This is a genomic window from Pseudoalteromonas sp. P80D2, assembly GCF_036680945.1.
GTDB lineage: Bacteria > Pseudomonadota > Gammaproteobacteria > Enterobacterales > Alteromonadaceae > Pseudoalteromonas > Pseudoalteromonas shioyasakiensis.
The window spans coordinates 48,263-75,050 of record NZ_JAZDAR010000046.1 but is presented as its reverse complement, the minus strand read 5'-3'; the positions used below and the strand labels follow the sequence as shown (position 1 = coordinate 75,050).

The following is a 26,788-nucleotide window of genomic DNA, read 5'->3' as shown; positions in this document are numbered from 1 at the left end:
TGTAGCTTGTAGCTTGTAGCTTGTAGCTTGTAGCTTGTAGCTTGTAGCTTGTAGCTTGTAACTAAATAGAAATGGTGTTCCCCAAGTATGCGGTGCCCGGTGTCAGTCCTGAAACCTTGAGGTTTCAGGGCGGGGATCTGCGGTTTACCGTAGGCTTCTCGGTACATGCCGAGCTTGCACAATAGTAGACGAACAGAAACCCTAACATAAAATTTATCGGCTCAGGGACTTAACCAAGCTCCTGCACCCTAGGGAACACCTTCAGTATATAAGACAAGTTTCAATCCTTAAACCATAGAAGCAAAAAAAGCGGATCGTTCGGGTAGTTTTTCCCCACCTTTAACTGCTTATTTACTTTTCAGATTGCTTTTTGACCTCAATCATACAATTAATTGGAGTTGCGATTTATCGAGTGGTAGCATGGCGTTACTTAGCCGAACAAAGAAAAAGTTATGAGCACGTTACCTGATTACCAACAAGCCCAATTGTTATTAGAAAAGAATGAAATTTTTGTCGCACCAGCAGAAGCCCATGGTGTGATCAGTGGTTTATTAGCCTGTGGCATCAATATCGAAGCCGACGAATACTTAGGTTTATTAAGCGATGTATTCAATGATGGCTTAGCCTTCAATAAAGATTTAAAAGCATTTTTTGCTGATGTGTATTCTCAGGTTGTTGCCAGCTTTAGCGATGAAGAATTTCAATTTGACCTATTCTTACCAAGCGACGACGAAACACTGATCGATTTAGCCAATGGCTTAGTATCTTGGGTATCGGGTTTTATGCTTGGTTTTGGTTTAAAACAAAAAGATTACGGCAAGTTATCTGCTGATGTGAAAGAAGTGATCAGCGATTTTAGTGAAATTACCCGCCTAGACACCATGTTTGAAGAGACCGAAGAAGACAGCCAAGCACTGCACGAAGTGATTGAGTATGTACGTGTTTCTGCGCTGTTATGTTTTGCTGAGCTAGGTAAAGAACCAGCTGATAAAAACCCTAAGAAGACCCTTCACTAATCAAATTACAGAGGTTTAGCATGTCGTCTATTGCTATCGATAAAGCTGAATTTAAAGCCCGCCGCGAGCGCTTGCTTGCGATGATGGATAAAAATAGCGTGGCTATTATTCCTGCGGCAGGAGAAGTAACACGTAGCCGTGATACTGAATATGCATTTCGTCAAGACAGTGACTTTTTCTACCTAACAGGCTTTAACGAACCAGATGCAGTTTTAGTGCTTTGCCCGTCGAGCGATACACCAAGTACGCTTATTTGCCGTAACAAAGACAAACTAGCTGAAATTTGGCATGGCCGTAGAATTGGCTTCGAAAAAGCTAAATCTGAGTACTTATTCGACGCAACTTGCCCACTTAGTGAACTAGATGAACAATTATTAGATTTGGTGAACGGCCAGCAGATTTTATTTTATGCACAAGGCACTTACGCAAATTTCGATGCAAAGGTTTGGGACTTATTAAACACACTTCGCGGCGCACCTAAAAAAGGCTATAAAGCCCCACATACCATAAAAGATATTCGTGGTTTAGTGCATGAAATGCGTTTGTTTAAATCTCACGCAGAATTAAACATTATGCGCACAGCGTGCGAAATTAGTGCACAAGGCCATATTCGCGCTATGCAGTTTGCCAAACCAGGCGCAACTGAATACCAATTAGAAGCAGAGCTTCATCATCATTATGCAATGAATGGTGCTCGTCACCCTGCTTATGGCACGATTGTCGGCAGTGGCGACAACGCCAACATTTTGCACTACACACAAAATGATGCTGAGCTAAAAGATGGCGATTTAGTATTAATTGATTCTGGCTGTGAACTTGAAGGTTATGCGGCAGATATTACACGCACCTTCCCAATTAATGGCAAATTTAGCGAACCACAAGCGGCGCTTTACAACATTGTATTAGCAGCCCAAGAAGCAGCATTTAGCCAAGTTAAGCCGGGCGGTAGTTTATCTAAAGCAAATGAACTGGCTTCAACGGTATTAACGCAAGGGCTTATTGATTTAGGCATTTTAACCGGCGAGCTTGATGAGTTAATGGCAAACCAAGCATGCAAAGCGTTTTACATGCATGGCCTTGGCCATTGGTTAGGGTTAGACGTGCACGATGTTGGCGAATACAAGCTTGATGAAAAAGAGCGCTTATTTGAGTCGGGCATGGTGCTCACTATCGAGCCGGGTTTATATATTAGCGAAGATGCAAAAGCACCAGAGCAATATAAAGGCATCGGTATTCGTATTGAAGATAACTTACTTGTCACTGAAGATGGCCATGAAAATCTGACCATTTCGGTTCCAAAAACCATTAGTGACATTGAAGCAGTGATGCAAGCAAATAAAGGCTAGGAGCAAGCGTGGCAAAGCAGTTTGATGTTGTCATTATCGGCGGTGGAATGGCGGGAGCAAGTTGTGCTCTGGGTCTAAAACAGAGCAATAATCAGTTATCAATCGCTGTAATTGAAGCAAATGAAGTAAGCGCAGACTATCACCCAAGCTTTGATGATAGAAGCATTGCGCTGGCTCAGCAGTCTGTTCAGTACTTAAAATCAATCAATGCGTTTGATTGCCAAGCGCCATTTGCGGCAGCGATTGAAAAAGTAACTGTGTCTGACCGTGGTCATTTTGGTAAAACACATATTGATTGCCAAGAATATGGCCATGATGCCCTTGGTTATGTGGTCGAAGTGAACCCATTTGGGCGCAGCCTTCATCAGCAACTTACTCGTACTGATGTTAGTTTGTTTTGCCCTGATACGGTTGCCAAGCTTGAATACCAAAGCGATTTTGCCAACATCACGCTAAGCTCGGGTGAGCAGTTAAGCGCAAAGCTTGTGGTGATTGCCGATGGTGCTCATTCGCAAAGCCGTAAACTAGCTAATATAGAGTTTAATACTCGCGCTTATCAGCAAGCGGCGATTATTGCTAACATCGAAGTGGCTGGTGGTCATCATCATCATGCTTTTGAGCGTTTTACTGAGCACGGCCCAATGGCCCTATTGCCAATGAGTAATAATCGATACTCACTGGTGTGGTGCATGGAGCCTGAGCAAATTGAGCACACTATGGCGCTTGAAGACGATGCCTTTTTAGCTGAGTTGCAAAAAGCATTTGGTTACTGCGGCGGTTCATTTAGTAAAGTGGGTATGCGTGCAAGTTATCCGCTTGTGTATGGTAAAGCAGAATCACTGAGCAGCCACCGTACGGTATTAATTGGTAATGCAGGGCACGCTATTCACCCTATCGCAGGGCAGGGCTTTAATTTAGGCCTGCGTGATGTGCAACTACTGTGTGATATGGCAAATAGAGACGACCTTGGTGATTACACCTTTACCCGTTATTACAGCCAAACTCGCAGTAAAGATATTACTACCGTGATGACACTCACAGACAGCCTAGTGCGTTTGTTCTCTAACTCATCACGATTGCTTGCGCTTGGTCGCAGCATTGGTCTTTTCTCAATGGATTTATTCTCCTCGTTAAAAACCCCGCTGGCAAAACAGCTTATGGGTCAGGTTAAGCAAGGTAAACGGATATGAAACAAGCACAAGTTTGTATTGTCGGTGGTGGCTGTGTTGGCCTTACGCTAGCACTAGGTTTAGCAAAAGCAGATATCAGCGTTGTGGTGATTGATGCGAGTAAAAATCAAACCTTACCGGGTGATGATTACGCACTTCGCGTGAGCGCATTAAGCTTAGCTAGTCAGAGCTTATTTGAGTCTTTAAATGTATGGCCAGAGATCATTAAACAACGTGCTACACCGTATACCTCGATGGATGTACGTGATCAAGACAGCTTTGGCAAAATCCATTTTGATCATAACGATCTCGATTTGCCGCAGTTAGGTCATATCGTTGAAAACGACATTATTCGCTACGCTTTAATTAGCGAACTTGAAAAGCAAAGTAATGCCACTTTATTATTCGAAACCCGCTACCAGCAAATTCATCAAACTGATTCTGATGTGTTTATTACTCTTGAAAGCGGCGAGCCTGTAATTGCTAAGTTATTAGTGGCGGCTGATGGGGCTAACTCGGCTATTCGTAAGCAGTTCAACATGCCAATTACTTTTAAAGATTATGACCATCACGCCATTGTTGCCACAGTTAGAACCGCTGATGAGCATAACAACACGGCACGCCAAGTGTTTTTGCCCACTGGGCCGCTGGCGTTTTTACCCTTGCCAGATAAACATACGCACTCAATTGTTTGGTCAACAAGCCCAGAGCATTGTGAAACACTTCTAGCGCTTGATGATAGCAACTTTAATAAAGCGGTTATGGCAGCTCTCGATGGCCAATGTGGTTTATGTGAAGTGCAAAGTGAGCGCATGGCGTTTCCACTTAAGATGCGTTATGCCCAGCAGTGGGTGTCGGGTAAAGTGGTATTAATGGGCGATGCAGCGCATACCATTCATCCATTAGCTGGTTTAGGTATGAACCTTGGCCTAAAAGACGCCGCTTATTTAATTGAGCTATTAAGTAATGAGCAAGGCGAGTTTGCAAGTGCACGCACGCTGCGTGATTATGAACGTACTCGTAAGCTTGATGCACAAAAGCACATTGCTATGATGCAAGGCTTAAAAGAGCTATTTGCAGGCGCTAACCCACTGAAAAAACTTGTACGTGGCGTTGGTTTAAGCCTTGTAGACAACCTTGGCCCAATTAAACATTTGTTCGCAAAAGAAGCAATTGGTAAATAACACCTAACTAGTTGTTACTACTTAGTTTAAGCCGCAGTTAAGCAATTAGCTGCGGCTTTTTTGCACTTATATGAACGCAAAATGATAGCGCTGTCATTTTTGTTAGTGTATGATTAAATTTTTGTGATTGGTATGGAAATTAAACAACTCTGTTGAGTTGTATACTAGATTCCAACCAAATAAAAATAATTAAACTAAGAGAACAATTATGGAAGCAACGGTTGAGTGTGACAACAACACAAAACAAAGCATCTGGCTGCCAATGGTATTGGCCGGCTCAATGTTTTTTATCTTAGGGTGTATAACGTGGCTTAATGGTGCAATCACACCGTTTTTGCAGCAAATGCTTGAGCTTTCGCCGTTACAAGCTTCGTTTATCATCTCTTCTTTTTATATTGCGGTAACAGTTGCCGGTATCCCATCGGCTATGCTGATCAAGCGCGTTGGTTATAAGAATGGTATGGCGATTGGCTGTGCGATTATGGCTTTATCGGCGCTGATGTATATTCCGGCTGCGAAACTGCAAATGATCGAAATTTTCTTGTTCGCACAGTTAATGATAGGTGTTGGACAAACCGTGCTACAAACCGCTGTTAACCCATATGTGGTGAAAATGGGCTCTGAAAAATCAGCCGCTGTGCGCGTGTGTATCATGGGCTTATTAAACAAATTTGCGGGTGTTATCGTGCCTGTGATTTTTGCAGCTGTAGTAGTAAGCGGTGTGGTTGATGGCGCAGGTAAATTATCGCAAGAACAAAAAGATATTATGGCAAATAGCCTTATCATGCCTTATGTATTGATTGCTGCGTTAATCATGTTATTTGCTGCCTTTGCGAAATTTGCACCATTACCTGATTTAGTGTTTGATGAAGACGAAACATCAAACGGTAAAGGTGAAATTAAAGAAACCCTAGCACATCCTCACTTAGTTTTAGGTGTCGTGGGTATTGCTTTATACGTTGCTGTTGAAGTTATTGCAGCAGATACCATTGGCTCGTACGCTTTACAAATTGGCGTTGCCGACTACTCAGTTATGACCTCTTACACTATGGCGTGTATGTTGATTGGTTACGCGATTGGTATTTTGACTATTCCACGCTTTATGAGCCAACAAACGGCGTTATTAATGTCGGGTATTGCTGGTATTATCACCGTGTTGTTAGTGGTACTTGGTAGTAATGACTCGTTTATTATTTCAAACCTATTATTAGTGCCATTTGGTGGCCCACAATTACCAGACCCATTGTTATGCATTGCGTTATTAGGCTTTGCTAATGCCATGGTTTGGCCTGCAATTTGGCCACTGGCTTTAGCTGGCTTAGGTCGCTTAACAGGCACTGCATCAGGCTTATTGATCATGGGCATTGCTGGTGGTGCACTAGGCCCATTATTAATCGGTTTAGGAAACGTAGCAGGCCTAGGCGCACAAGGCGCTTACATTGTTATGATCCCAAGTTATGTATTCATTTTATTCTATGCCCTAAAAGGCCATAAGATGAGAAGCTGGAAGTAATCCAGTAGATTATTTTCAAGTTAGGCAAAGCCGCGGTACGCCCATCACCGCGGCTTTTTTGAGATTCTTTGATAACACACATCTCTATGTTTTTACGCAGGGTGAGAGTATTAAAAACACTTTTAAGTCAAAGTTTTACCAAGAAACCCCCTACTGCGCATCGCTTTCTTTTGCTTTTCAAGCATACTTTTTAATACTTGTCTTTGCTTTTAAATGATTGAAGTCGATATGCCTAAGTCCGGCGAATACCAATGCTACTCCCTCACGCCTAAAATGGCAATCATCTTCTCTAAACCCCATATCTAAGCGCCAACATAATCCATTTTCAATTTGCCTGTGTTGACAAGCTGACACCACTAGTTTTTCTGCTGTTAAATGTGCTGAACTTATGTAATAGCGATAGCATAACTCATTATTTATTTTTATCTTTTTCTTTCCTGTAAGAGACTATTACATCAATCGTTTTTGCGTCTCTCCAATGAACCGTTTCAAGTAATTTTTCTAAACCATGTTATTGCACAATTCCTGAATTCTTCTCTATTTCTTTGATAGTCGGCTTCATTAAACAGCACACGATCTCTTACTTGTTCGGTTAGCTTTGGTAATAGCTCACTTTCAATCTGCTTAAGTAACGCTTTCTGATTTGCCTTAACTACAAATAGATAATCAACTTCTTTACCATAGTGCATCTCGTCTATCTGCTTGAGTAAATGAGCCTTTTAATCGTTTCCTATCTAAGGCGATTACTTCGCCATAAGTAAGCTTACTACAAGCCTTCATGCAAGATGAAAATGAATCTTGAAATTGTGTTATGTCTATACAACTGATGACTCGCGCAATAGTATCGTGGCGAGGAATGTTATTTTTAAATGGGACAAACTTTCTAAGCCAATCAAGTCTATCGTGTCCAAAATCTTTTATATCTTGCCAACCTTGACATCCTGAAATAACAGTACTGACAGTTAAGAATATGATATCAAAGAGCTTGCTAACGACGATTAACCAAAGATAAGCTCAGTCCTGAATTCATCGTCAAAGCTGGTCCGAAAGCACTTACCACGAATCGAATCTTTACGGCCTCTGTGCTATTTTACCAGATTGCGAACAACCTGTTTGAATAGCGCGATATTTTCCGCCGAAATCGGTTCATCTATCTGGCAAGTGTCTTCCTTAAACACGACATCTAGCGCCCAATGCTGCTGGTTTTCTATGTGCCAGTGATGGCGGATCGCTTTTGTAACATATTTGCATCTGGTTCGACAGAAGTAATAACAGTAACAGTGTGTGTCTATTTTTGTTGTCGAGCCGGACTTGTTGTATCTTTCAACTGCGACCAGTGAAATCAGCCTTTCTTAAAATCAGTGTTGAGAGTGTCGCTTTCTGACAATGTAGCGTATCTAATGTGACGATAGAATCTGAAATATCGAGCACATCTAATAAGGCCCTAACTGCTGGGATCTCGTTGGACCTACTTTCTACCGTACGCTGATACAAAGTTAAACCATACGCACAATCATAAGCTGACATCAAATGTAAGTTTTCCTCACGCTTTCTACTGGCACTGCGTAGGGTTTTGCCATTAAACGCAATTATTGGCTTACCAGACTCAGACCGCTGCTCGTTGACCTAACTGAACAAGGCCAAAACCAACGGATCAGTCTCCACTGTTTTAAGAATACGTGCAATGCTATGTCGCGTTGGAATACTGTGTTTAAATGCTCTGACTGCCTGAGACCGGGGAGTTTACTTCAATATTTTTCCAGCCTTCATACCGGATAAAACCGCCGAGATGATAAGAAACAAAACATCAGTAAGATCATGATGTTGATAGATAAAAGAACGCATATCTTCAATAAGTTCAAGGTGGCTAAATAACGATATAATTAACAAGTAGATAGTGATTATGTAGGCGTTATTAGATCAGAAAAGAGCTGGGTGTTAAAGCCTTTTTACAAAGTGCGGTCTCACCGTGTGTTGACGAGGGTCATCAATTGATTAGAAGTATTTTAGAAATAAGGGATCAGACATAAGAGCGCTAACTTAAAAAAGAAGTATAAGATCATATTTTTAAGTCAAGGTAAAGTTCGTGATCTTGCTCTGTGTTTTTACGTTCCTTCATATTATTAGTTATGTGCTCTGCCAAATACTCTTCAATCAATAATTTTCTAAAAATAGAATTTATCTTCTTCGTTTGGATATAATTCGTGAGAGCATTGAAATAATTCCTTTTCATGAACCGTAAAATGATTTTATGGACTTAATGAGTTATATGCTAATTTTTTGTTTTTTAGATTTTAATTTTGTTTTTTTTGTAGGGTTGAATTTTTAATATGGATTATGAATTTATTATTTTTTAAATTCACTAAACATGAATGTGGGTTTTAAAGTTGCTTTTTAAGTGGTTATTTTTATTGTTTTTGTGGTTTCTGTTTAATGAGTTATTATTGTTTTTTTGTTTTTATTCAGCTTTTTTTCTATGTTTTTTATTTCTGTGTTTTATTTTTATAATTTATTGAAAATAAATAGTTATTTTGATTCAGTTACTTGTGGGTCTTGATGTTGAATTGAGTATCTGCTCGAGGTTGATATTAATTCTTTTTTTTCATTGTGTTGCTTTGGGTTGTTTTGTTTTTTCTATCTTTTTTACCTGTGTCTTTTTGAGGTGAAAATGTTTGACATTCTTGAATGTTGATATAATAGTTAAAGTGGGAGTGAAATTATATTGTTATAATTTTTTAAAATGGAGTTTATCATGAGGCTTTTTTTAGTTTTCTTTCTGTTTTTATTTCAGTATCTTTTGAGTTTGTCTATAAGGGCCGGGGAGGTGGAAGAAGTATCTGATTTAAATGGTGTTTCAGATGGAATACAAAAACTATACTCTTTAAATGACGTTTTAAGTTTAAAAGAGTATGGGAAATTACTACATAATAAAAAGACTAATTCAGAAGGAGAGTTACTTTTTATTCAGTATTATATCGCTCTCATCAACTATAGGCTTGGGTTACTCGACTACGAAAATGGCGAAGCCTATTTTCAAAACTGTCTTGACATTAACGCTAATATACTCGCCAGGTCAGTAGAGTATACTGAAGCATATATTCTCAATGCAGCATGTTCTAATGCCATGATTCGTTACCAACCAGAACAAACTATGGCATTGTCACTTAAAAGTCGTGATGCCCTTGAAGCTGCGACGAAAATAGACAGTCAAAATCCTCGCTTGTTATTCATCAAAGGGACGAGTGCTGTGTATACCCCCCCACAATTTGGTGGAGGCGTAGAGAGAGCAAGTCAATTGTTTAGCAGCGCTATAGCGCATTTTAAAACTCAAAACTCAAATGGAGGTCACCCCTTACCTAAATGGGGTCTTGACGAAGCTTATCTTTGGTTAGGTATGCTCAAATCCGTATCTGGCGAGCAAGAAGAGGCAATATCTGCACTTACTCAATCGTTAGAGATTTCTGACAATGTTTGGATTAGGAACACATTGATACCAACTCTAGAGAAGGGGGAGTCAATCGGGCAGTACTTTGGCTTGAATAAATACTAAATAACAAACATCAAAAAGTAAATTCGCTTGGGACTATTACTATGTCAGCTAACATTGAATCGACTGCAATTAATCAACAGTACCTGTCTTTGCCTTACATTACAGGAATCAAGGAAAGTAAAGGGTATGAAGAAATAAACTCTTATTATTACCCAAGGGGACCAATCAAAAGGATACTTAGTTATTTTAGAGGCTCAGGGGGGCTTACTATGTACACTGGGAACTGTGAATTCTATGAGTTTGATCATATTGCTCGAGATATTCTTGGCAAGAATTCTTTCGAAAGTAGTATACAACGGACCATTTTTGGTGGCGGTAAAGGCTTTGACTTACCTGCCATGATGGCCTCTTCCTTGGGCGAAGTTATCGAGAGGGCAATGGGAAGCTTCATCTCATTTGCATACGATGACCGGCTGATACATGGTACCTACAGAACTATGCAGGAAAAAGGATTCAACTGCTTGCATCCCAGTGAATTACCCTTGTTTGCAGATGAACAATACGAAAGAGAAGGATTTGAATACGAGAGATTTACTGAAGATACCTTTGTGGGATGGATTCAAGGTGAACGATTATTGGATAGTTCTGAGAAAATTTGGGTGCCTGCTCAAATTGTTATGCCATTTAGCTTACTGCATCCAAAAGAAAATATGTTTTGCTATGCCACAAGTGGTGGATTAGCGACTCACATTACAAAAGAACTCGCCGTTTATCATGGTATTTCTGAAGTGTTAGAGCGCGATGCTGTGAATGTACACTGGAATACAGGACATGCACCGAAGATCATTGAATTGGACTGCTTGCCTGACGATTTTAAAGTGCAACGCATTTTAGAACACGCCAAAACCCTAGTTGACGATATTACTCTTTACTTACATATGACAGATGTAGAGGATTTTTATACTGTCACTGCTGTTGGTTTCGTTAAAGGCTTTAACAAATACAACTATATTTCCGGAGGCGGCGGTGGTCTAACAATTGAAGATGCCATCCTCTCAGCCTTAGGTGAATTTGCACAGGCAGAGGGAAGTAGCCGAATCATTCTAAACTGTCCTCAATGGGCATACTCAGAAAGAGTGAAAGAACTGTTTTTTGTTGAAGAGGATGTACCTGTAGAAAAGTTCGATATTTTCTACAAAGTAATTGGTCACTATGGTTACCCATCCCACGCCAAAAAGCTCCAATGGTATTTAGAAGGTTCTGGAAAAATAAAATTATCAGAGCTTATAAAAAAGCCTAAGAGTAATGAAAGTAAATACGAGCAAATGTTGGAAATTTCCAGAAAAAATGGTTTAAACCCAATATTTTTTAATTTTACGCTACCTAATTTAAAAACAGTCCATTTGACGAAAGTTTTCTGTACCAAACTTACACCTCCATACTTACATTCAATGCCTTCATATGGAGTTGATCGTTATTTCGAATTACCACAAGAATTAAATTGGAAAGACAGAAAGTTAACTTTTGAAGACTTGACTAAATCACCACAACCATATCCATAGAAACTGGGTTACATGTAATTTAAAACCGGGTTAGCGGTAATGGGTGCTTGTTGCATTGCAACTTGCAGCTTTAGTAGGAAAACACACGGAATAACCGTGGGGTTGGTTTTTAAATTTAAATATAAGGAAGACAAATGAAACTCTCAAAATCTTCAGTTTTTGATCACAGATACGAGTCAGGATTAGCGTTTGCTCCTGGCGGTTGTAACTGCTGGTGCTGTTGCTGTTGTTGCTGTAATGGCGGTGATCAAACCAAAGCTAAGTAAATTAATGCCGGCCCTTTAACTAGGGTTGGCATTTTAAAAGAATCTATGTTGCCCAAAAATATAAGGTAATTATAAATGGAACTTGGAAACGAAAAATATCAGGTTAATCCACATCTTCGAGTGATAAAAGTCACCGAAAATGAAATATTGGTTAAACACAGTGCTCGCTCTTTCTTTTCCAAAAATTGGACGGATAAAGGGCGTACTGGTTTATTAGGTCGTGTTATTAACCATATGAACAGTCAAACTAATCTTCAGGAACTCAGAGAAAAGGGAATCGTTAAACACGAAGAACAAGAAGATGCCCGCCAACTCATTGAGCAATTAATTGAAGAAAAAATTCTGGTTGAGGCTGACCACGATTTAGTGGACGTTTACTACCGGGTTATTCAAGACGCCGAAACGCCATTGGCGAATAAACGCATAGGGGTAATAGGCTGTGGTCAAGCGGGAAGTCGCATAGCCAAACAATTGGTGCAAAGCGGCATTCAGCACTTGATCTTGGCAGATGACGCCAAAATCAACAATACCAATACCGTTCATCGCTTCCTCGGTATTGAGCCCAGATATATTCAAGAGCAGGCTCCTATCGCTGACTGTTTAGCTGAATCTTTACAGCAGTACGACTTAAAGCGTATTTCCACCTTTACCGAGGACAGTTTTTCTAAAGAAAATATCGCCAGAGTATTTGAAGAGTGTGACTTTGTAGTGGCTGCACTGGATGAATATATGCAATCCATATTGCACACTATCAATGAACAAGCTCTTGAAGCGGAAAAGCCTTGGGCTATTAGTATATTTGATGGTTCTGAAGGCGTTGCAGGACCTATTTTTATTCCTGGGGAAACCGGTTGTTTTAACGAGTTCGACGTTCAGGGCATTGCCGCCGCCGGTACCTTAAAGCGCGATGTAATCACCTATTATGATGCAGTGAGTGCAATGGGGCAGCCAGATTTAGGAATAGCCCCCCCTCCCTATGTTGATGTGGTATCAGGACAGTTTACCGCAGGGCTGCTGACCTATCTTACAACTGGCAGAAGTTATTTGGTGAGTCGCGCCATACGGACTGACTTCGAGCGCATGTCGGTCGATTACGAAGATATTAAACGCATTCCACGCTGCCCGGCTTGTGCTCCATTCCGTCCATTTAGAAACGTGTTCTTGTAGGAGTCCGGTTATGCCATTTATCGATCCTGCTGATTATTTTCTAGATCAGAAAACTACAGCCGAAGGCACCTTTATGCCGCCGATTAACAGTATCGACTTACTACCGGAGGTATACAGGGAATTTCAATGCCGCTTCGGTGAGCTTTCCATTAACCCGGCGGAATTCTTTCACGAAAATTCGAAAGTATCTCGCCACACCACTAGGCGAATCGCTGAAAATCAAGAGAGCATAGATCAGATTATTCAGCATTATATGGACACTCCATACAACTACAGCCCAGACACTGTCAGTGATATGAATGTCAGTCCAATACTGCCGGCGTTTGAGTGGCATAAGGAAGTACCTCAGTGCTTGCATTCACTGGGACAATTTGCTCCCAGAAGATTTTACGCCATAGACGCTTATGTACTCACTGGCGACAAGCTGCGCAAGATCCTGCCCAACAAACAAATTCTAGTTAAAGACAGAAATTACGACGCCGCAAAGCTGGAAAAGCTAAATCAATCATTTTATGGACCCAGTGCAGGTTCAGTATCTACTCAAGATTCACTGGTGTTTCTAGTCGGCTGTCCTTGGAGATACATGATGATGTTCGGGACAAAAGGTTACCGCAAAATGCTATTAGACCTGGGCTATATCCTCGGTTACTACGAGGAAGAAATGCAAAGTGGGAAAATGACTCAACTAGATTACTTCTACGATAACGAAGTGGATCGTTTCTTAGATCTCGACGGAATCGAACAGTCTATTCAATGCGTTCTCGGTGTCACAAACGATAAGAATGGAGCAAACAGTCATGAATAATAGCGAACAAACCATAGATCAGGAAATGCCTGCTTCCGCACCTGCGGCTGAACAATCTAATCAAAGTTGTCCTTTTCCGAATGGAGATACGGTTACTCCTCTGTTGGAGCAACTGGATGCGGCAAACAAGGCGGCTATTGAAGTGTATATTAAGCGTGCTTTGGCTCGTCAGGAAGAAGGTTTACCTATTAGCCCTCTGGCCTTGGCTCACGATGGATTAAAGCTGGATGTTGATGTGGGTAAGCAGGTAATGAACAACATTTTGTTCTCTGACCGGCCCGCGATTAACCAAGGTGATGATAACAATACTTTGATCACGCTCCCTGAGCCAAGCGAGCAACCCTCGGAAAAGTTTGAACAACTGATGCGCAGAAGAACATCAGTGAGAGATTACACTGATGAAGCCGTTTCTCTTGCTGAAATATCAAGTTTATGTGCATCCACAGTGAGTGCAAGAGATAGATTTAAAACTACTTCATCTCAGGTTATTCCCCATGCACCTCTAGCTCCTACCGGGGGAGGTTTGCTCTCTATCCAGCTTTACTATATTTCGCTGAATACGGAATCACTGTCCCGTGGAATATATAAGTACAGAGCCGACAAACACGCATTGGAGTTGGTCAGTGAAGGCGAAATAAGAGGGCGCATATTTGAAATCACTTCATTTCAGGACTGGATTGCACGCTGCGCAGGCATCTTTGTATTGGTCAGTGACTTAGACAGAGTGCAATGGAAATATGAGGACAGGGCCTATCGCCTCACCCATATGGATGCCGGTGTATTGGGACAAAGCTTACACCTTGCCGCAACCTCAATTGATTTGGGATCCTGCATGGTATTTGGCTTTCTAGATGACGAGATGAATCAGCTCATGAGTATTGATGGAGACCGCCAATTTGTCTCTCTGATTATGCCAATTGGTAAACCGATACCGGACTACAGCTCCCTCTAATAGGTGATGGATATGGTACTTTATTGGATACTTGGTTTTGTTCTGATTTTGGCAGTGGTATTCGCTCTTTCAGCACAGCTACTTACTAAGTTGCGCATTGATAGTTATGACTTTTTCGGCCGAAACAGCTTGCTAATGTACGCTGGTACCCTGGCTCTTCTGTTTGTTGCTGTATATTGGGCCTCTTCCCACTCTGAAGTTAATCAACAGTTCAAACTGCCATTGAGTTCTGAGCACAGGCTGGTATCGACAGCAATTATCCTGCTGTCCGCTATTTCAGGGCTATTACTCTTCAAACTCGAAGCTTGGTTAATATCGCTAAAAATCAAACAACAAGCACACGCTCACGCATCTGTAGTGCCCTATTGGCAAAAGAAATGGTTTGTTCCTGTCGTGGTGTCCATTGTGTTGATGGAAGAGATTATTTGGCGAGCCTATTTGCCATTAGCCATATTTCAGGAGTGGTCACTCTCTTTAACATGGGCAGCTGTCATTAGCTCACTGGCATTTGGGTTGCACCACGTTTTCTTTGGCTGGATACATGTGGTTTTCAAATCAGTATACGGCTTTATATGGCTGTTAATGACTTTGAGTACTGAATCATTAATACCCGCCATTATCGCCCATTGCGCCTTTAATTTCGCAGTCTATTGGCACAGTGCAAATCAAACTAACACTTCAATCAAGGGGTACAAGGAGCAACAAGGCTGATATGTCAACAATACTCAATTTCAAAAATATTCATAAGTCCTATGACGCCAATCCAGCTGTCAAAGGTGTCAGTTTCTCTGTAGATGCTGGCAAGGTACTGGGAATTTTAGGCAGAAATGGAGCTGGAAAAACGACCATAGTCAATTTGTTGGTTGGGCTTCTTTCATCGGACGAAGGGCAGGTAGAGTTGTTCAATTCAATGCCTCCATATGATCAAACAACGCGCTCAAAAATAGGTTTGGCCCCCCAGAGAATCGCCTTGTACAGCAGTTTGTCCATAATGGAGAATCTGACTTTCTTCGCTACTCTGCAAGGCTTAAAGGGAAGTGAACTTGAAAAAAAAGTTAATTACGCCTCAGAAAAGATGGGTCTGGAGACCTTTATCCATCGCAAGGTAAAGGCTTGTTCAGAAGGAATGAAACGCAGAGCCAATATGGCGGTGGCACTGCTGAGTAACGCCGAATTGTTGTTGTTGGATGAACCTACCGCTGGAGTGGATATTCAAAGCCGGCAACACATTTTAGACGTGGTGTTAGACCTAAAAAACTCAGGTAAAACTGTGTTGTATACCACTCATTATATCGAGGAAGCGGATCAGGTCTGTGACGAGGTGCTGATACTACACGAAGGCCGGGCTCTGGCTTGCGCCTCCACACAGGATCTTATTGCTCAATACGGCGGTGATAGTCAAATTTCGTATCAGGAGACTGAGCAGGGGCAACCTTTTGTTCTGTCCAGCAGAGAGCCAGCCAAAGCGGTACATCAATTGTTTGATTCTCACTCCAGTATTTTTAATCTCAGGGTCATTCCGCCCAGCCTGCAAGACGTGCTGACAAATTTGTTGAACGGAGAAAAACTCAGTGCGTGAAATCATCCATTTAATTAAAAAAGATTGCATGTTAATTGTGCGTGATGCATCCAACCTGGTTATGATTTTGTTGTTGCCACTTTTGATCGCCACTATCTTCGGGGCCATTAACAGTGCCAGTGAGGAAACCAACAAATTGGCCGTAGCCCTGGTTGACAATGACAAGACACCAATCAGTGCTGCCTATATAGAACGATTGTCACAACGGGATGATCTGGAAATTATTCAGAGCACATTAGAAGAGGCCCAAAACGCCACGCGTTTGGGGGACGTTATTGCCTATATGATTTTAGAGCCGGATTTTGGTGCCAGATTACAGCAGTTTCCTTTCATCAGCTCTCCTCCTGAAATTCGCATAGTGTCCGATCCTAAGCGCAAAGTAATTTCCGGGATGATCACCGGCATCACTATCCCCACAGCGATGGAGTTAGTGCAGGAAAGACAAGACAGTGGCACATCGGGTATGGCCAGCCCAAGTCTGCAGCCGTTAAAGATCACCCATGAAGATTATGTTGTTGAAAGCGAGCTGCCCGTGAGTGCTTTTAGTATTACCGTACCGCAAGCTGCACTCTGGTCTATATTAGCCTGCGTGGCCATTATGAGTACTAGCCTGGCCACCGAAAGACTGCAACAAACCATATTGCGATTAAAAGTCTCCCCCACTCCTATGTGGGTGATTTTATCCTCCAAGATCCTGTCATGTATGTTCACTATTTTTATTTCCTGCGCCATTTTAATTGTGTACGGAAAGATTGCGTTTCAACTGAATATTCAATCTTTCGCTATGCTGAGTTTCGCCATTCTGTGTTCTGCGTTTTGTTTTGCCGGACTGATGCTAGCCATTGGCAGCCTTGGCTCTAACCCGGGTTCGGTGGCAGGTGCTGCCTGGTCAATTATGGTGATATTCGCCATGTTAGGCGGTGGCATGATGCCGCAGTTTTTAATGCCTGAATGGCTGTCTGCCCTTAGCAGTATCAGTCCCGGTAAATGGTCTATTTTGCTGATGGAAGGCGCAATTTGGCGTAATTATTCAATCGTAGAAGCACTATTTCCGGCAGCTATTTTAATAGGTTTGGGCGGGTTGGGTTGTGTCGCCGGCGTTAGAAACCTCAATCGAGAAAAATTCATATGAGCCGAATTCAAAGTAACCTAAGCAAAGACACCAATGAAGATATGTTGTCCATCTTGCACAAACTTGAATTTGGTGACACTGCACAGTTGCACAAACCAAGTAATCTTAAATTGATCTACTATCCAATTTTTGTGTTATTACTACTGGGAATCAGCTATATTGCAGTTCAAAACCTATCAACAGATAAACCAACCGAAGTCGGCGTAATTGTTATCCCACAGGATACTAGTTCTTCAGGAGTCGCTTTAGCTCCTTTGTTAGAGGTATCTGGCTTTGTTGTTGCGCCTGAGAGCACCACTGTATCAGCCAATGTAACGGGTAGAGTGACCGGTATTTCTGTAGAGCTAGGGGATTTGGTACAAGCAGGTCAAGCTGTTGCCACTTTGGATGACAGGCAAGCAAAGATAGAGCTCAATACCTTTGAAACCAAGTTGAAATCTCAGTTATCTCTCAGGGAGGTTAGATTAGAAGATTTGGCTTTAACACAAGCTTCCGGTGAAAGGGCGAAACGACTGTTTGAAAATCAGCTTATTAGTAACGAAGCCTACGAACAAGTACTCAGTCAGGTCATTAGCAAGAAAATAGCGATCATCCAGTTAGAGCAATCCATTGATGAATTAAAAAATGCCATTCTGCAAACTCAGCTGTATCTCGATGACCTAGTTATACGCTCGCCGTTCAGTGGTATAGTGACCGCTATGAGTGCTAACGTCGGCGAAATTATTTCCCCTGCATCTGCCGGAGGTACTTTTACCCGAAGCGGCATATGCACCATCACAGACTTGTCTTCTTTGGAGTTTCACTTTGACGTCAATGAACGCTTTCTTTCACAAGTGTTTAGCAGCGACAGCATACGTGTCAGTTTCACCTCTCAGCCCGATTTGCTAGTTGAAGCAAAAATTAAACAAATCGCGCCAATTACTGACAGTCAAACTGGCACAGTTATAGTTATAACAGAACCTGTAGAGCAAGTGAATACAATCAACCCTGGCGCGACGGTAACAGGGGTTTTTACTAAAAAGCCAGACCATCTAAAAGACGCCCCCAGAGCTATTGTGATTCCCAATTCAGCGGTGCATTTTATAGATGGAAAAACCTATGTATTTGTCGAGGAAAACGGCGTTGCAAGATTGCGACTAGTAGATGCAAGACAAAACGCAAATGACGATTATCTGCTAACTGATGTACCACAAAGATTAACAGTTATCGCATCGTCAACTTCCCCTTTAACAGATGGCCAGACTATTACTATTAAGCGATAATATTATGTTTTTACAAATAAAAAAATTATCAAAAGAATACCGAAAAGGTGACACTCGGATTATCGCCTTGGATCAAATCAACCTGAATGTCGAACAGGGAGAGTTTATTGCTTTAACTGGCCCTTCGGGCTCAGGAAAAACCACACTGCTGAATATTATCGGCGGGTTGGATAGTCAGGATGCTGGTCAAATACTCATTGAAGGTCAGGCACAAATCAAAGGCAGCGATGCAGAATCTGCGTTTTGGAGAGCGAGAAATATCGGTTTTGTTTTTCAGTTTAGCAACTTGCTGCCCTATTTAAGCGCCGCACAAAATGTGGAATTGCCACTACTCCTTACCAGTATGTCATCAAAAAAGAGACGAGAACGAGTGGGTGCAGCACTTGAACTGGTGGGACTAGCAGACAGAGCGTCACACTATCCTAACGAATTATCTGGTGGACAGGAACAAAGAGTCGCGATTGCTAGAGCTTTTGTCAGTTCACCAAAATTAATGTTATGCGATGAGCCTACCGGTGATCTGGACAGAAAATCCGCTAAATCAATTTTAAACTTACTCAATACATTAAAAACAGAGTTTAAGAAAACTATTATTATGGTGACTCACGATATGATAGCGGCTGAAGCAACCGATAGGCGCATAGAGCTGTATAAAGGAAGACTTACCCAAGCTAGTGTTTGTTCAGAGGTATTCCTATCTTCAGGTAAGGAGTACTAGTGTGAGCTTGCTGCAGATAATTGTGAAGAATATGCTGCGAAAGCCGGTACGACTTGTATTGACTGTAATACCTATGTGTTTGGCATTTTTTGTTTTCAGTCTGATTATTGGTATTGATAATGCCTATGACGTGGAATTTGAACTGGATGAAAAACGTCGCATAGTCACCATCAACCAACAGTCAATTATTCAGCCATTAATGCAACCTGCCATTGAGCGGGTGAGAAAAATGCCACAAGTGAGCAACGCTACTTTTGCCACTTGGTTTGGTGGTTACTTTCTTAAACCTGACCAGACCTTTTCTCAATACGCTATTGAAGAAGATACCTATTTTGCAGTGTATGACGGAATTCAAATTCCAAATACTAGTCTGCCCTTGTGGCTGGAAGATCCAACTGCTGTTTTAGTCACGCCGCTACTTGCAGAGCGTTTTGATTGGAAAGTAGGTGATAAAATTGTGCTTACTACCAGTATTTGGACCCAAAAGAATTTCAGCAACGATTGGCCCTTTACCATTGCTGGGATTTTTTATGCCGAGGACGGTACCGAAGAGCAGTCTATGTTAATCAAGCACACTTATTTGGAGCGGAATCGTTTGTTCGGCAGAGGTATGACTAGCTTTTTTGTATCTCGGGTTCGATCTGATTATGATATCAACAACACTATCAACCAGTTAGACAAGCTGTTTGAAAATAGCAAAAACGCAACTTTTACTTCAAAAGAAAGCGCTTTTGCTGAATCATTTCGTAGGCAGTTGGGTGATTTGGCTCTCATGACAAAACTCGTCTTAGCCATAGCCGTTTTGGTTGTGTTTTTACTCACGTCCAGTTCTATGGCTCAGTCATTGGTGGAGCGTAAGAGGGAGTTGGCACTTTTTAGTGCGCTGGGTTATTCAAAAAGAAAGATTAGTTCACTGTTAGTGGCAGAGAATATTTTGGTTGTGGTGTTGGCCATGTTGATTGCAACTTGTATTACTCTTGTCAGCTCCGTACTACTCGGACAGATACTTGTGGATGGTCCGTTCTCCGATATTGAGCTCAGATTTTGGGACATAGTTCAAATTTCCGCCATCGCTATTTCTCTTGGTGCAACAGGTGCCACTCTTCCTTTGTTAAAGTTGTTGCAAGAAGACATGGCAGCTAACTTAAAATCGGCAATTTAATATGAAGCTACTTTTAAATTGTTTACTACTAGACATTAAGAGTTTAGCCCAAAGGCGTTATGAGGTTGCCTCTATTCTAATTTGCTCTGCTAGTCTGACATTGATTATCTTAGTGTTTTCGTCACTTCGGGTGGGGTTATCAGGGGTGATTGAAACAGCTGGCTCAGATAAACAATTGATACTGTTGGGCAATGGTTCAGAAAGCGAAGTGATCAGTTCTTTTAGCCTTCAACAAGTAGAACAACTAAAAACACTGATCAATGCAAACTCTAGGAATTCGATTGTCGCTTCGGAGCTTTTTACTAATATTCGAGTTGCCGATGCAGCCAAACACGAAGTTCAGGTGGTTGCCGTTAGAGGTGTAAGTGATGATTCACTGAAACTGAGAAATCACTTCAGTATTCAAAGTGGTAGGATGTTTTCGTCAGGCAGGCGTGAACTCATCGTTGGCGATAAGCTAGTTTCACGATTTCCTTGGTTGGGGCTTAACCAGAAAATTACTTTGGGCTCATTGGAGTGGACAATTGTGGGGGTTTTCGCCACAACTGAGACTGTTGCAGAGTCGGAGGTATGGGGCGAAATCAGTTTATTACAGGATGCTTACAATCGTGGGGCTATTTTTCAATCTATTCGAGTAGGAGTTGAAGATGCTGCAAATGCTCAAGCGATAGTCAATATACTTAACCAAGAAAACAACCGAATCAACTTGGTTGCCAAAACGCAGCGACATTACTACGCAGGTCAAATCGATGAAATGATTCAGTTTGTAGATATTATTGCTATTCCCAGCATTATTATTTTAATTCTAGCCACAGGTTTTTCGACATTGCAGAGCATGCACACCATGATTGAAGCCCGTCAGAGAGAAACAGCAGTGCTCAGAGCGATAGGCTTTTCTTCGCTAAATCTAGCAACCAGTATTTATAGTGTCACCATTTTAATAAGTATAGCAGGCTCGGTAGTGGGAATATTGTTGACATTGGGTATATTTTTGCAGTCTAAAGCCGTGATTTTGAATCATCTCAGCCTAAGTGAAGTAGTTTTTCCATTTAGTATCACTTGGCAAAGTGCGCTTATAGCTGTTCTGACTGCTATCACTATTGCCTTTGTCGGTGGACTCCCTCCGACTTTTATTTCACTTAATCGCTCAATTGTGACTGCCATTAGAAAAGGTTAATTCGAGTAAGGAGATAGGAAATGTATCAACATACGCGTCACTTTCTAGATATTGAAACACAAATTTGGCGGCTAAAAATGCAATATGATATTAAAGGATTAAATCGGCTTTTTAATGATTTTGTGAAAGAACAGATGCCTGAACAATTAAAGCCTTGGCAGGTTTACTATAGTGTTTTTACATTATTGACACTGAGCCAGTTGGAGGTGGATAGTAAAGCTCATTCGCGACAGGCTATGAGCTTGTTAAAAGATGCTCATGGAGTGGAAAATAAAAGCGATGAGTTTTATGCTTTGGCAGCCTGTTGTAGTGGTCACTTGGCAGCTGTAATAAAAGATCCTATAGCGAAAGCAAGAGCTGGGATGACAGCGGATAGGTCTTTTAAGATTGCTTTTGAAATAAATCCTAACAACCCCCGGGCGTATCTATTACAAGGTTTATCGTTTATGAACAAACCGAAGCTAGTTGGAGGCAGTAAGAAAAAAGCACTTACGTTACTAGCTAAGTCTGTTGAGTTATTTGAAACAGCCCAGCCAATAACAGAGCAAATACCTTCATGGGGATACCTCGATGCCCTTTATTGGCTTTCCCACTGTCACTTGCACTTTAATCACTTCAAAGAAGCTAGTGATTACATAGAGGTGGCACTTAAAATAGATGCTAACTTTGAATGGGGGTTGTCACTAAAGCAAAAAATAGCGCTTAAAAGTATGAATTAAGGCAGGAGGGAGCTGAATGCTTAAATTAGCCTCAATGAACCTAGTTGCCTATTTTCTGATAGGCATTAGTCTAAATATTCATGCAGCTTTGATAACCAAATCAAAAGAGGTAGGGGCAAGAGTGAAAGCTGAGCCTTATTTAGGTGTAGGTGAACTTGACTCTTTGCAGCTTGCAGCAGATTTTTCACTTCGCAGGAAGATTGCTTGGCAAATTTCAGCTGAAGTTTTAGCTCCTGCCAAGCAACAAGCCGGTTTTGGTTTCGTTATGGAAAATAGTCCAGCTTCATTGTGGCAAACATGGTTTTCTCGTGATGACATTACGTATCTTTTAGACGCGATAGATTCCAATGTAGCGCTTACCGACTCTGGACTTACAGAAATTGCAGCAAAAAAATTATTTACTAAAATTCAAAGGCTTAAATCTCCTAATTTTGATCCAGCACCATTAACTGGAGGGTTTCAACCGTTTTCTCCTGCAGTTTACAACTCAGATTATGTGCTCCACATATTGCAGAACTTTCGAAGTATTGCTAAATGCTCACCAGTGAGTATAAAGTTGATGGACGCACCGCTAACGAACAAAGCATCTCATTCCAATTGTATGGCTGAGTTTCCGCCAACATCAATTATGATGAAATTGGCGTGGGGTGAAGCTAAATCTCAAAATGACATAGGTTTTTGTCACAAAAGTGATGTTAAAGATCTTAGCCCTATAGGAGTGCATGAAGTTATTGCTAATAGTAGTGAGTGGATTAAAAAAGGGGAATATTGTCTAGATAAAAAAAATTCTTTTATGATACGTGATGGTGAAAGAGTCTTCGTTCTAAAAGGCTTCCACATTGTCACTAAGGAGCTAAAAGATTGGATATGGATTTCATTTATTTGGCAACCTGAGGCAGATAAAGGGTTTGGTAGTGATAGACCGGATAATATCAACGATATCTACACTAACTATATTATGTTAGTGTCGGTTAATGAACTTGAAATGGATTCTTCACCGGGAGATGGCATGAATAACTTTCCACTATTTAGTGGTAGCAAAAAGTTATTTTTAAGCTATCGTAATAAGTCGAAGGTAATAACTTGGAATTCTAACCCTTTTATAGAGGGGCCTGACTCGACTAGTAATTGTATTAGTTGCCACCAAGGAATATTTGCAACGGGTAAATTTGGGCCACATACAGAGCGCAAGCACTTTCCGTATGACTATACCTTTGGTACGCAAAATCGTGAATCTATTCTGATGCCTAGAGTGTCATTTAGAGAAGCAATCGACCGAGCTGAAGCTAGGCTTGGATCTAGTTACAAAAGTGATAAATATCAATGATATGAATTTACAATAATTCTCAATCATTTTACTAACTAAACTTGGCGTTAGAGGTGGTCAAAATTCTCATATGTGATTCTCTAGATACAGTGATTGTCAGTTCAATTGAATCATGAAACTTCAGCTCTATCACTATTGAGGTCTCTTTTTTAAAAATTAACTAATTACATTATTTATTTAAAATCAAGGTTTTAAAATATTATGTGGTGTTCGAGTAGTAAACTAGAAGTATTAAGGTTTGAATGGTTAAGATATGAATAGTGAAAATGAGGATTTAAAACTATGCATAGCCTTGCAAAATGCTGAAATAATCCAAGGGCAAGCAATTTTAATCACACGATGATAACTTGTTTTTGCAATACGTTTAACCAGTCAAAAAGCCGTGGGATTTTCATCACACGGCTTTTGATATTTCGCTAAGTCGTTTTATTAGAACGAGTAGCTGTAACCTAGTTGTAGGGTACGTGGTTTACCCGGTTGAATACCGCCGTTTGCACGGTTTGCAACGTAGGTTTTGTCAAACAGGTTGTCTACTGTTAAGTATACTTTTTGTTTGTCGTCGATTAGATATTTAGCAGCTAAATCCCATACCACGCGGCTGTCGATTGCATTGCGACCTGAGCTAGTTAAGTCTGCGTGTGCATCAGACACATAACGCATTTGCGTATCGAATACAAAGCTTGAGAACTCAGCACCCACTGAAAGCGCTAATTGGTTTTCAGGCACGTATGGCATTGCATCGCCTTTTTCTACGCTACCCCAAAGATCTGATTCAAATGCATTGTCAAACTCAGAATCAGTGTAAGTGTAAGTTAAGCGAACAGGGAATGAAGCTGCGTTAGTAGCAAACACTTTACCTGCGCTTAGCTCAAAACCAGACACAGATACTTCACCGTAGTTGTATTGGTCGCCAATGTTGTCATCGCTACAACCAACAGCCGCAGTACAGTTACCGTGCATGTTTGTGTAGTCAGAGTTAAAGTAAATTACTTCACCTTGAATGCCCGCGTAATCGTAACGACCACCTAGCTCAATGTTAACACTCTCTTCTTCTTCTTGATCCGCATTACCAGGGGCTGCTGGTGCGTAACCTTTTTGAATACCAGCAAGAAGCGTTAGGTTATCGCTAACAGTGTAAGTAGCACCTAGTGATGGTACTAAGATCTCAGTGTCGTTGCTGATATCTTTTGTTAAGCCATTTTCACGGTTTGGATCAGACTTAGCCCATTCAACACGTTTGATTGTGATGTCTTCGTAGCGAAGGCCTGCGCTAATAACTAATGCATCAAGTGACCACTCATCTTGAATGAATAGGGTCGTCGCTTCTGCGCTATCTAAACGGTTGCTGTTTGAACCTGGAACGCCTTTTTCTGTAAGCGTCATTGATAGGTCTTGGTTAAGCGTGTACTTGTCTTCCCATTGGAAACGATCCATTTCATCTTCATGGTAACGTGCACCCACAGTGATGTAGTGGTTGCCCGCAGGGATATGGAATTCAGTTTGCAAGCCTTTCGCTTGGTAATCACGGTTATTCGCTTTTACGCCAACACCTTCAATACCTTCGCTCGTTGGGTTTGCTTCAAACTCGCTGTATTGCTCAAGGTAGCTGCTGCTTACTTTGCTTGCTTTATACCAGTTACGGTGGAAATCGTTCAGGTAAGCTGTCGCAAGTAGCTCGTAACCTTTACCAAAGCGGTATGCATAGTTGATTTGGTATGCATTGTGTTGTGTGTTCATTTCATCGTTTTGCGATGCAGCATAACGACGGTAAGGGTTTTCTTGGTAATCAGCGTCAGTTAAGCCCATGTACGTTTCGTCAGAGCGCTCGTCTGAGTACTTTAACTTCATTTCTAGGCTGTGTGCTTCGTTATCACCAAAGTCAAAGCCAAACTTTAATAAGAAATCGTTCTTTTCGAAGCCTGTGTTGTCGCTACCTACTGGTAAATCTTTAAAGCCATCTGCACCGTAAGTGAAAACTTCTACAAGGCCTGCAGCATTGTTTTTCTTTTTACCGAAGTAAGCATGACCTTTGTAGAAACCGTCGCTACCAAGCTCGGCGTTAAGTAAACCTTTAGACCCTTCAGTTGGTAAGCTACGAGAAACTAAGTTTAAAACACCGCCTGTTGTACGCGGGCCATACTTTACAGAAGCTGCACCTTTAAGTACTTCGATAGACTCCATACGACCCATAGTAGGGAAGTAGTAAGCAGAAGGCGCTGAGTAAGGTGCTGGTGCTACAAGTACACCATCTTCCATTACTGAGATTTTGTCGTTACGACCTGTACCCGTACCACGCATACCGATGTTAGGACGAAGGCCGTAGCCGTCTTCTTCTTGTACATATACACCCGGTACAGCACTTAAAACACGAGATATATCAGTATATTCAAACTTTTCTAGTTCTTGCTCATCAATAAAAGTAGCAGAGCCAGGAATATCGTTAATTGCAGATGCAGAGCCAATTACAGTGATTTGCTCGAAGTTCTTCTCTTCTTTAGTTACATCTTTTGCAAAAGCATTAGCGCTTAAAGATAAAGCGACCGCAGTCGAAAGCGTAGAAACAATAAACTTAGGTGTCATTGTGTGTCCTGTATATGTTTAGATTTTTTTAACCGGCGCAATTAAAACATGTAAAAAAATGCGAATCAATCCTATTTGTAATAAAACAGGTCTGAACTGTAAGTTTTTGAAATAAATAAGATATAAAAAATACAGTAGTATTGTATTACGATATTGGGTTTTGGGAGGTGTTAAGTAAAACTTAATAGGGTGGAGCCATCAGCTTTCAGCCGTCAGCTATCAGATTAAAAGTTAGCGAGTTAGAAAGAGTAAAGGGGAAAGTTTGCGAGATAAGAGGAACGAGATGCAAGTTGTAGGAGGCGTTTTAACGCCGAAAAAATGGAGATATTAGATAACAGTGGTTAGAAGTTAGATTAAAACAACAGAGCTGTAAGCTTTAAGCTATAAGTCAGATCAGCCTGCACGCAGTCTCAGTGAAATGCATACCCGTAGGCGTGAAATTTATTTCGCGCGATGCTTATCTAAGCCTAACGTTTGGAGCCATCAGCTTTCAACCGTTAGCTATCAGATTAAAAGTTAGCGAGTTAGAAAGAGTAAAGGGGAAAGTTTGCGAGATACGAGGAACGAGATGCGAGTTGTAGGAGGCGTTTTAACGCCGAAAAAAGTCTATGCTGTTAGCACCTAGCACCTAGCACCTAACACCTAGCACCTAGCACCTAGCA

21 protein-coding genes, 1 other RNA gene and 1 pseudogene are annotated in these 26,788 nt (G+C 41.3%); 19 read left to right on the top strand and 4 right to left on the bottom strand.

Annotated features, from left to right (window positions below):
- Positions 1–74 precede the first annotated feature (74 nt).
- A non-coding RNA gene (gene ssrS, locus VRK28_RS11935) (6S RNA) lies at positions 75–258 on the bottom strand.
- Between the two features lie 194 nt (positions 259–452).
- Here ssrS and VRK28_RS11930 point away from each other — a divergent pair.
- The 5 genes from VRK28_RS11930 (at position 453) to nagP (ending at position 6,228) form a co-directional block, all read left to right on the top strand.
- Positions 453–1,016, top strand: a complete 564-nt coding sequence (locus VRK28_RS11930; protein ID WP_054551315.1) for a UPF0149 family protein — start codon at positions 453–455, stop codon at positions 1,014–1,016.
- Between the two features lie 20 nt (positions 1,017–1,036).
- Entirely contained in the window at positions 1,037–2,362 is a 1,326-nt protein-coding gene (gene pepP, locus VRK28_RS11925) for a Xaa-Pro aminopeptidase (RefSeq protein WP_062564941.1), read from the top strand.
- An 8-nt stretch (positions 2,363–2,370) separates the two neighbouring features.
- Positions 2,371–3,552, top strand: coding sequence for a 2-octaprenyl-6-methoxyphenyl hydroxylase (ubiH, locus tag VRK28_RS11920; protein WP_130166876.1), 1,182 nt, complete (start codon positions 2,371–2,373; stop codon positions 3,550–3,552).
- On the top strand, positions 3,549–4,715 hold the full coding sequence (locus VRK28_RS11915) for an FAD-dependent monooxygenase (protein ID WP_062564943.1): 1,167 nt from the start codon (positions 3,549–3,551) through the stop codon (positions 4,713–4,715). Before ubiH ends, VRK28_RS11915 begins: the two co-directional genes overlap by 4 nt.
- Before the next feature lie 208 nt (positions 4,716–4,923).
- Positions 4,924–6,228 (top strand): N-acetylglucosamine MFS transporter NagP, encoded by a 1,305-nt coding sequence (nagP, locus tag VRK28_RS11910; protein WP_055198117.1) that lies wholly within the window; start codon positions 4,924–4,926, stop codon positions 6,226–6,228.
- A gap of 675 nt (positions 6,229–6,903) precedes the next feature.
- Here the strand turns inward: nagP and VRK28_RS15930 are convergent.
- On the bottom strand, positions 6,904–7,203 hold the full coding sequence (locus tag VRK28_RS15930; RefSeq protein ID WP_442961233.1) for an ISAs1 family transposase: 300 nt from the start codon (positions 7,201–7,203) through the stop codon (positions 6,904–6,906).
- A gap of 23 nt (positions 7,204–7,226) precedes the next feature.
- Positions 7,227–8,109, bottom strand: a pseudogene (locus tag VRK28_RS11905) (ISAs1 family transposase).
- A gap of 943 nt (positions 8,110–9,052) precedes the next feature.
- Between VRK28_RS11905 and VRK28_RS11900 the strand changes: the two are divergent.
- From VRK28_RS11900 to VRK28_RS11835, 14 genes are all read left to right on the top strand, one after another.
- The gene (locus VRK28_RS11900) at positions 9,053–9,778 is read left to right on the top strand and encodes a hypothetical protein (protein ID WP_130166877.1); all 726 of its coding nucleotides are present in this window, start codon (positions 9,053–9,055) and stop codon (positions 9,776–9,778) included.
- Between the two features lie 41 nt (positions 9,779–9,819).
- Positions 9,820–11,280, top strand: a complete 1,461-nt coding sequence (locus tag VRK28_RS11895; protein WP_062564946.1) for a YcaO-like family protein — start codon at positions 9,820–9,822, stop codon at positions 11,278–11,280.
- Between the two features lie 341 nt (positions 11,281–11,621).
- A complete protein-coding gene (locus tag VRK28_RS11890) occupies positions 11,622–12,713 on the top strand; it encodes a ThiF family adenylyltransferase (protein WP_062564947.1) in 1,092 nt (363 codons plus the stop codon).
- 10 nt (positions 12,714–12,723) lie between these two features.
- The gene (locus VRK28_RS11885) at positions 12,724–13,518 is read left to right on the top strand and encodes a hypothetical protein (protein WP_062564948.1); all 795 of its coding nucleotides are present in this window, start codon (positions 12,724–12,726) and stop codon (positions 13,516–13,518) included.
- Positions 13,511–14,470, top strand: a complete 960-nt coding sequence (locus VRK28_RS11880) for a SagB/ThcOx family dehydrogenase (RefSeq protein WP_062564949.1) — start codon at positions 13,511–13,513, stop codon at positions 14,468–14,470. Before VRK28_RS11885 ends, VRK28_RS11880 begins: the two co-directional genes overlap by 8 nt.
- Before the next feature lie 12 nt (positions 14,471–14,482).
- Positions 14,483–15,181: a CPBP family intramembrane glutamic endopeptidase gene (locus tag VRK28_RS11875; protein ID WP_062564950.1), complete on the top strand. Its 699-nt coding sequence runs from the start codon at positions 14,483–14,485 to the stop codon at positions 15,179–15,181.
- 1 nt (position 15,182) lies between these two features.
- The gene (locus VRK28_RS11870; RefSeq protein ID WP_062564951.1) at positions 15,183–16,049 is read left to right on the top strand and encodes an ABC transporter ATP-binding protein; all 867 of its coding nucleotides are present in this window, start codon (positions 15,183–15,185) and stop codon (positions 16,047–16,049) included.
- Entirely contained in the window at positions 16,042–17,181 is a 1,140-nt protein-coding gene (locus VRK28_RS11865) for an ABC transporter permease (protein WP_062564952.1), read from the top strand. The genes VRK28_RS11870 and VRK28_RS11865 overlap by 8 nt, the downstream gene beginning before the upstream one ends.
- Positions 17,178–18,443, top strand: coding sequence for an efflux RND transporter periplasmic adaptor subunit (locus tag VRK28_RS11860; protein ID WP_062564953.1), 1,266 nt, complete (start codon positions 17,178–17,180; stop codon positions 18,441–18,443). The genes VRK28_RS11865 and VRK28_RS11860 overlap by 4 nt, the downstream gene beginning before the upstream one ends.
- 4 nt (positions 18,444–18,447) lie before the next feature.
- Positions 18,448–19,161 (top strand): ABC transporter ATP-binding protein, encoded by a 714-nt coding sequence (locus VRK28_RS11855; RefSeq protein WP_062564954.1) that lies wholly within the window; start codon positions 18,448–18,450, stop codon positions 19,159–19,161.
- A gap of 1 nt (position 19,162) precedes the next feature.
- Positions 19,163–20,323 (top strand): ABC transporter permease, encoded by a 1,161-nt coding sequence (locus VRK28_RS11850; RefSeq protein ID WP_062564955.1) that lies wholly within the window; start codon positions 19,163–19,165, stop codon positions 20,321–20,323.
- Between the two features lies 1 nt (position 20,324).
- Positions 20,325–21,500, top strand: a complete 1,176-nt coding sequence (locus VRK28_RS11845; RefSeq protein WP_062564956.1) for an ABC transporter permease — start codon at positions 20,325–20,327, stop codon at positions 21,498–21,500.
- A 20-nt stretch (positions 21,501–21,520) separates the two neighbouring features.
- Complete coding sequence (locus tag VRK28_RS11840) at positions 21,521–22,219, top strand: hypothetical protein (RefSeq protein ID WP_062564957.1); 699 nt, start codon at positions 21,521–21,523, stop codon at positions 22,217–22,219.
- 16 nt (positions 22,220–22,235) lie between these two features.
- On the top strand, positions 22,236–23,546 hold the full coding sequence (locus VRK28_RS11835; protein ID WP_332393998.1) for a hypothetical protein: 1,311 nt from the start codon (positions 22,236–22,238) through the stop codon (positions 23,544–23,546).
- Positions 23,547–23,975: 429 nt separating this feature from the next.
- Here the strand turns inward: VRK28_RS11835 and VRK28_RS11830 are convergent, their stop codons facing one another.
- Complete coding sequence (locus tag VRK28_RS11830) at positions 23,976–26,126, bottom strand: TonB-dependent receptor family protein (RefSeq protein WP_062564959.1); 2,151 nt, start codon at positions 26,124–26,126, stop codon at positions 23,976–23,978.
- Positions 26,127–26,788: the final 662 nt, after the last annotated feature.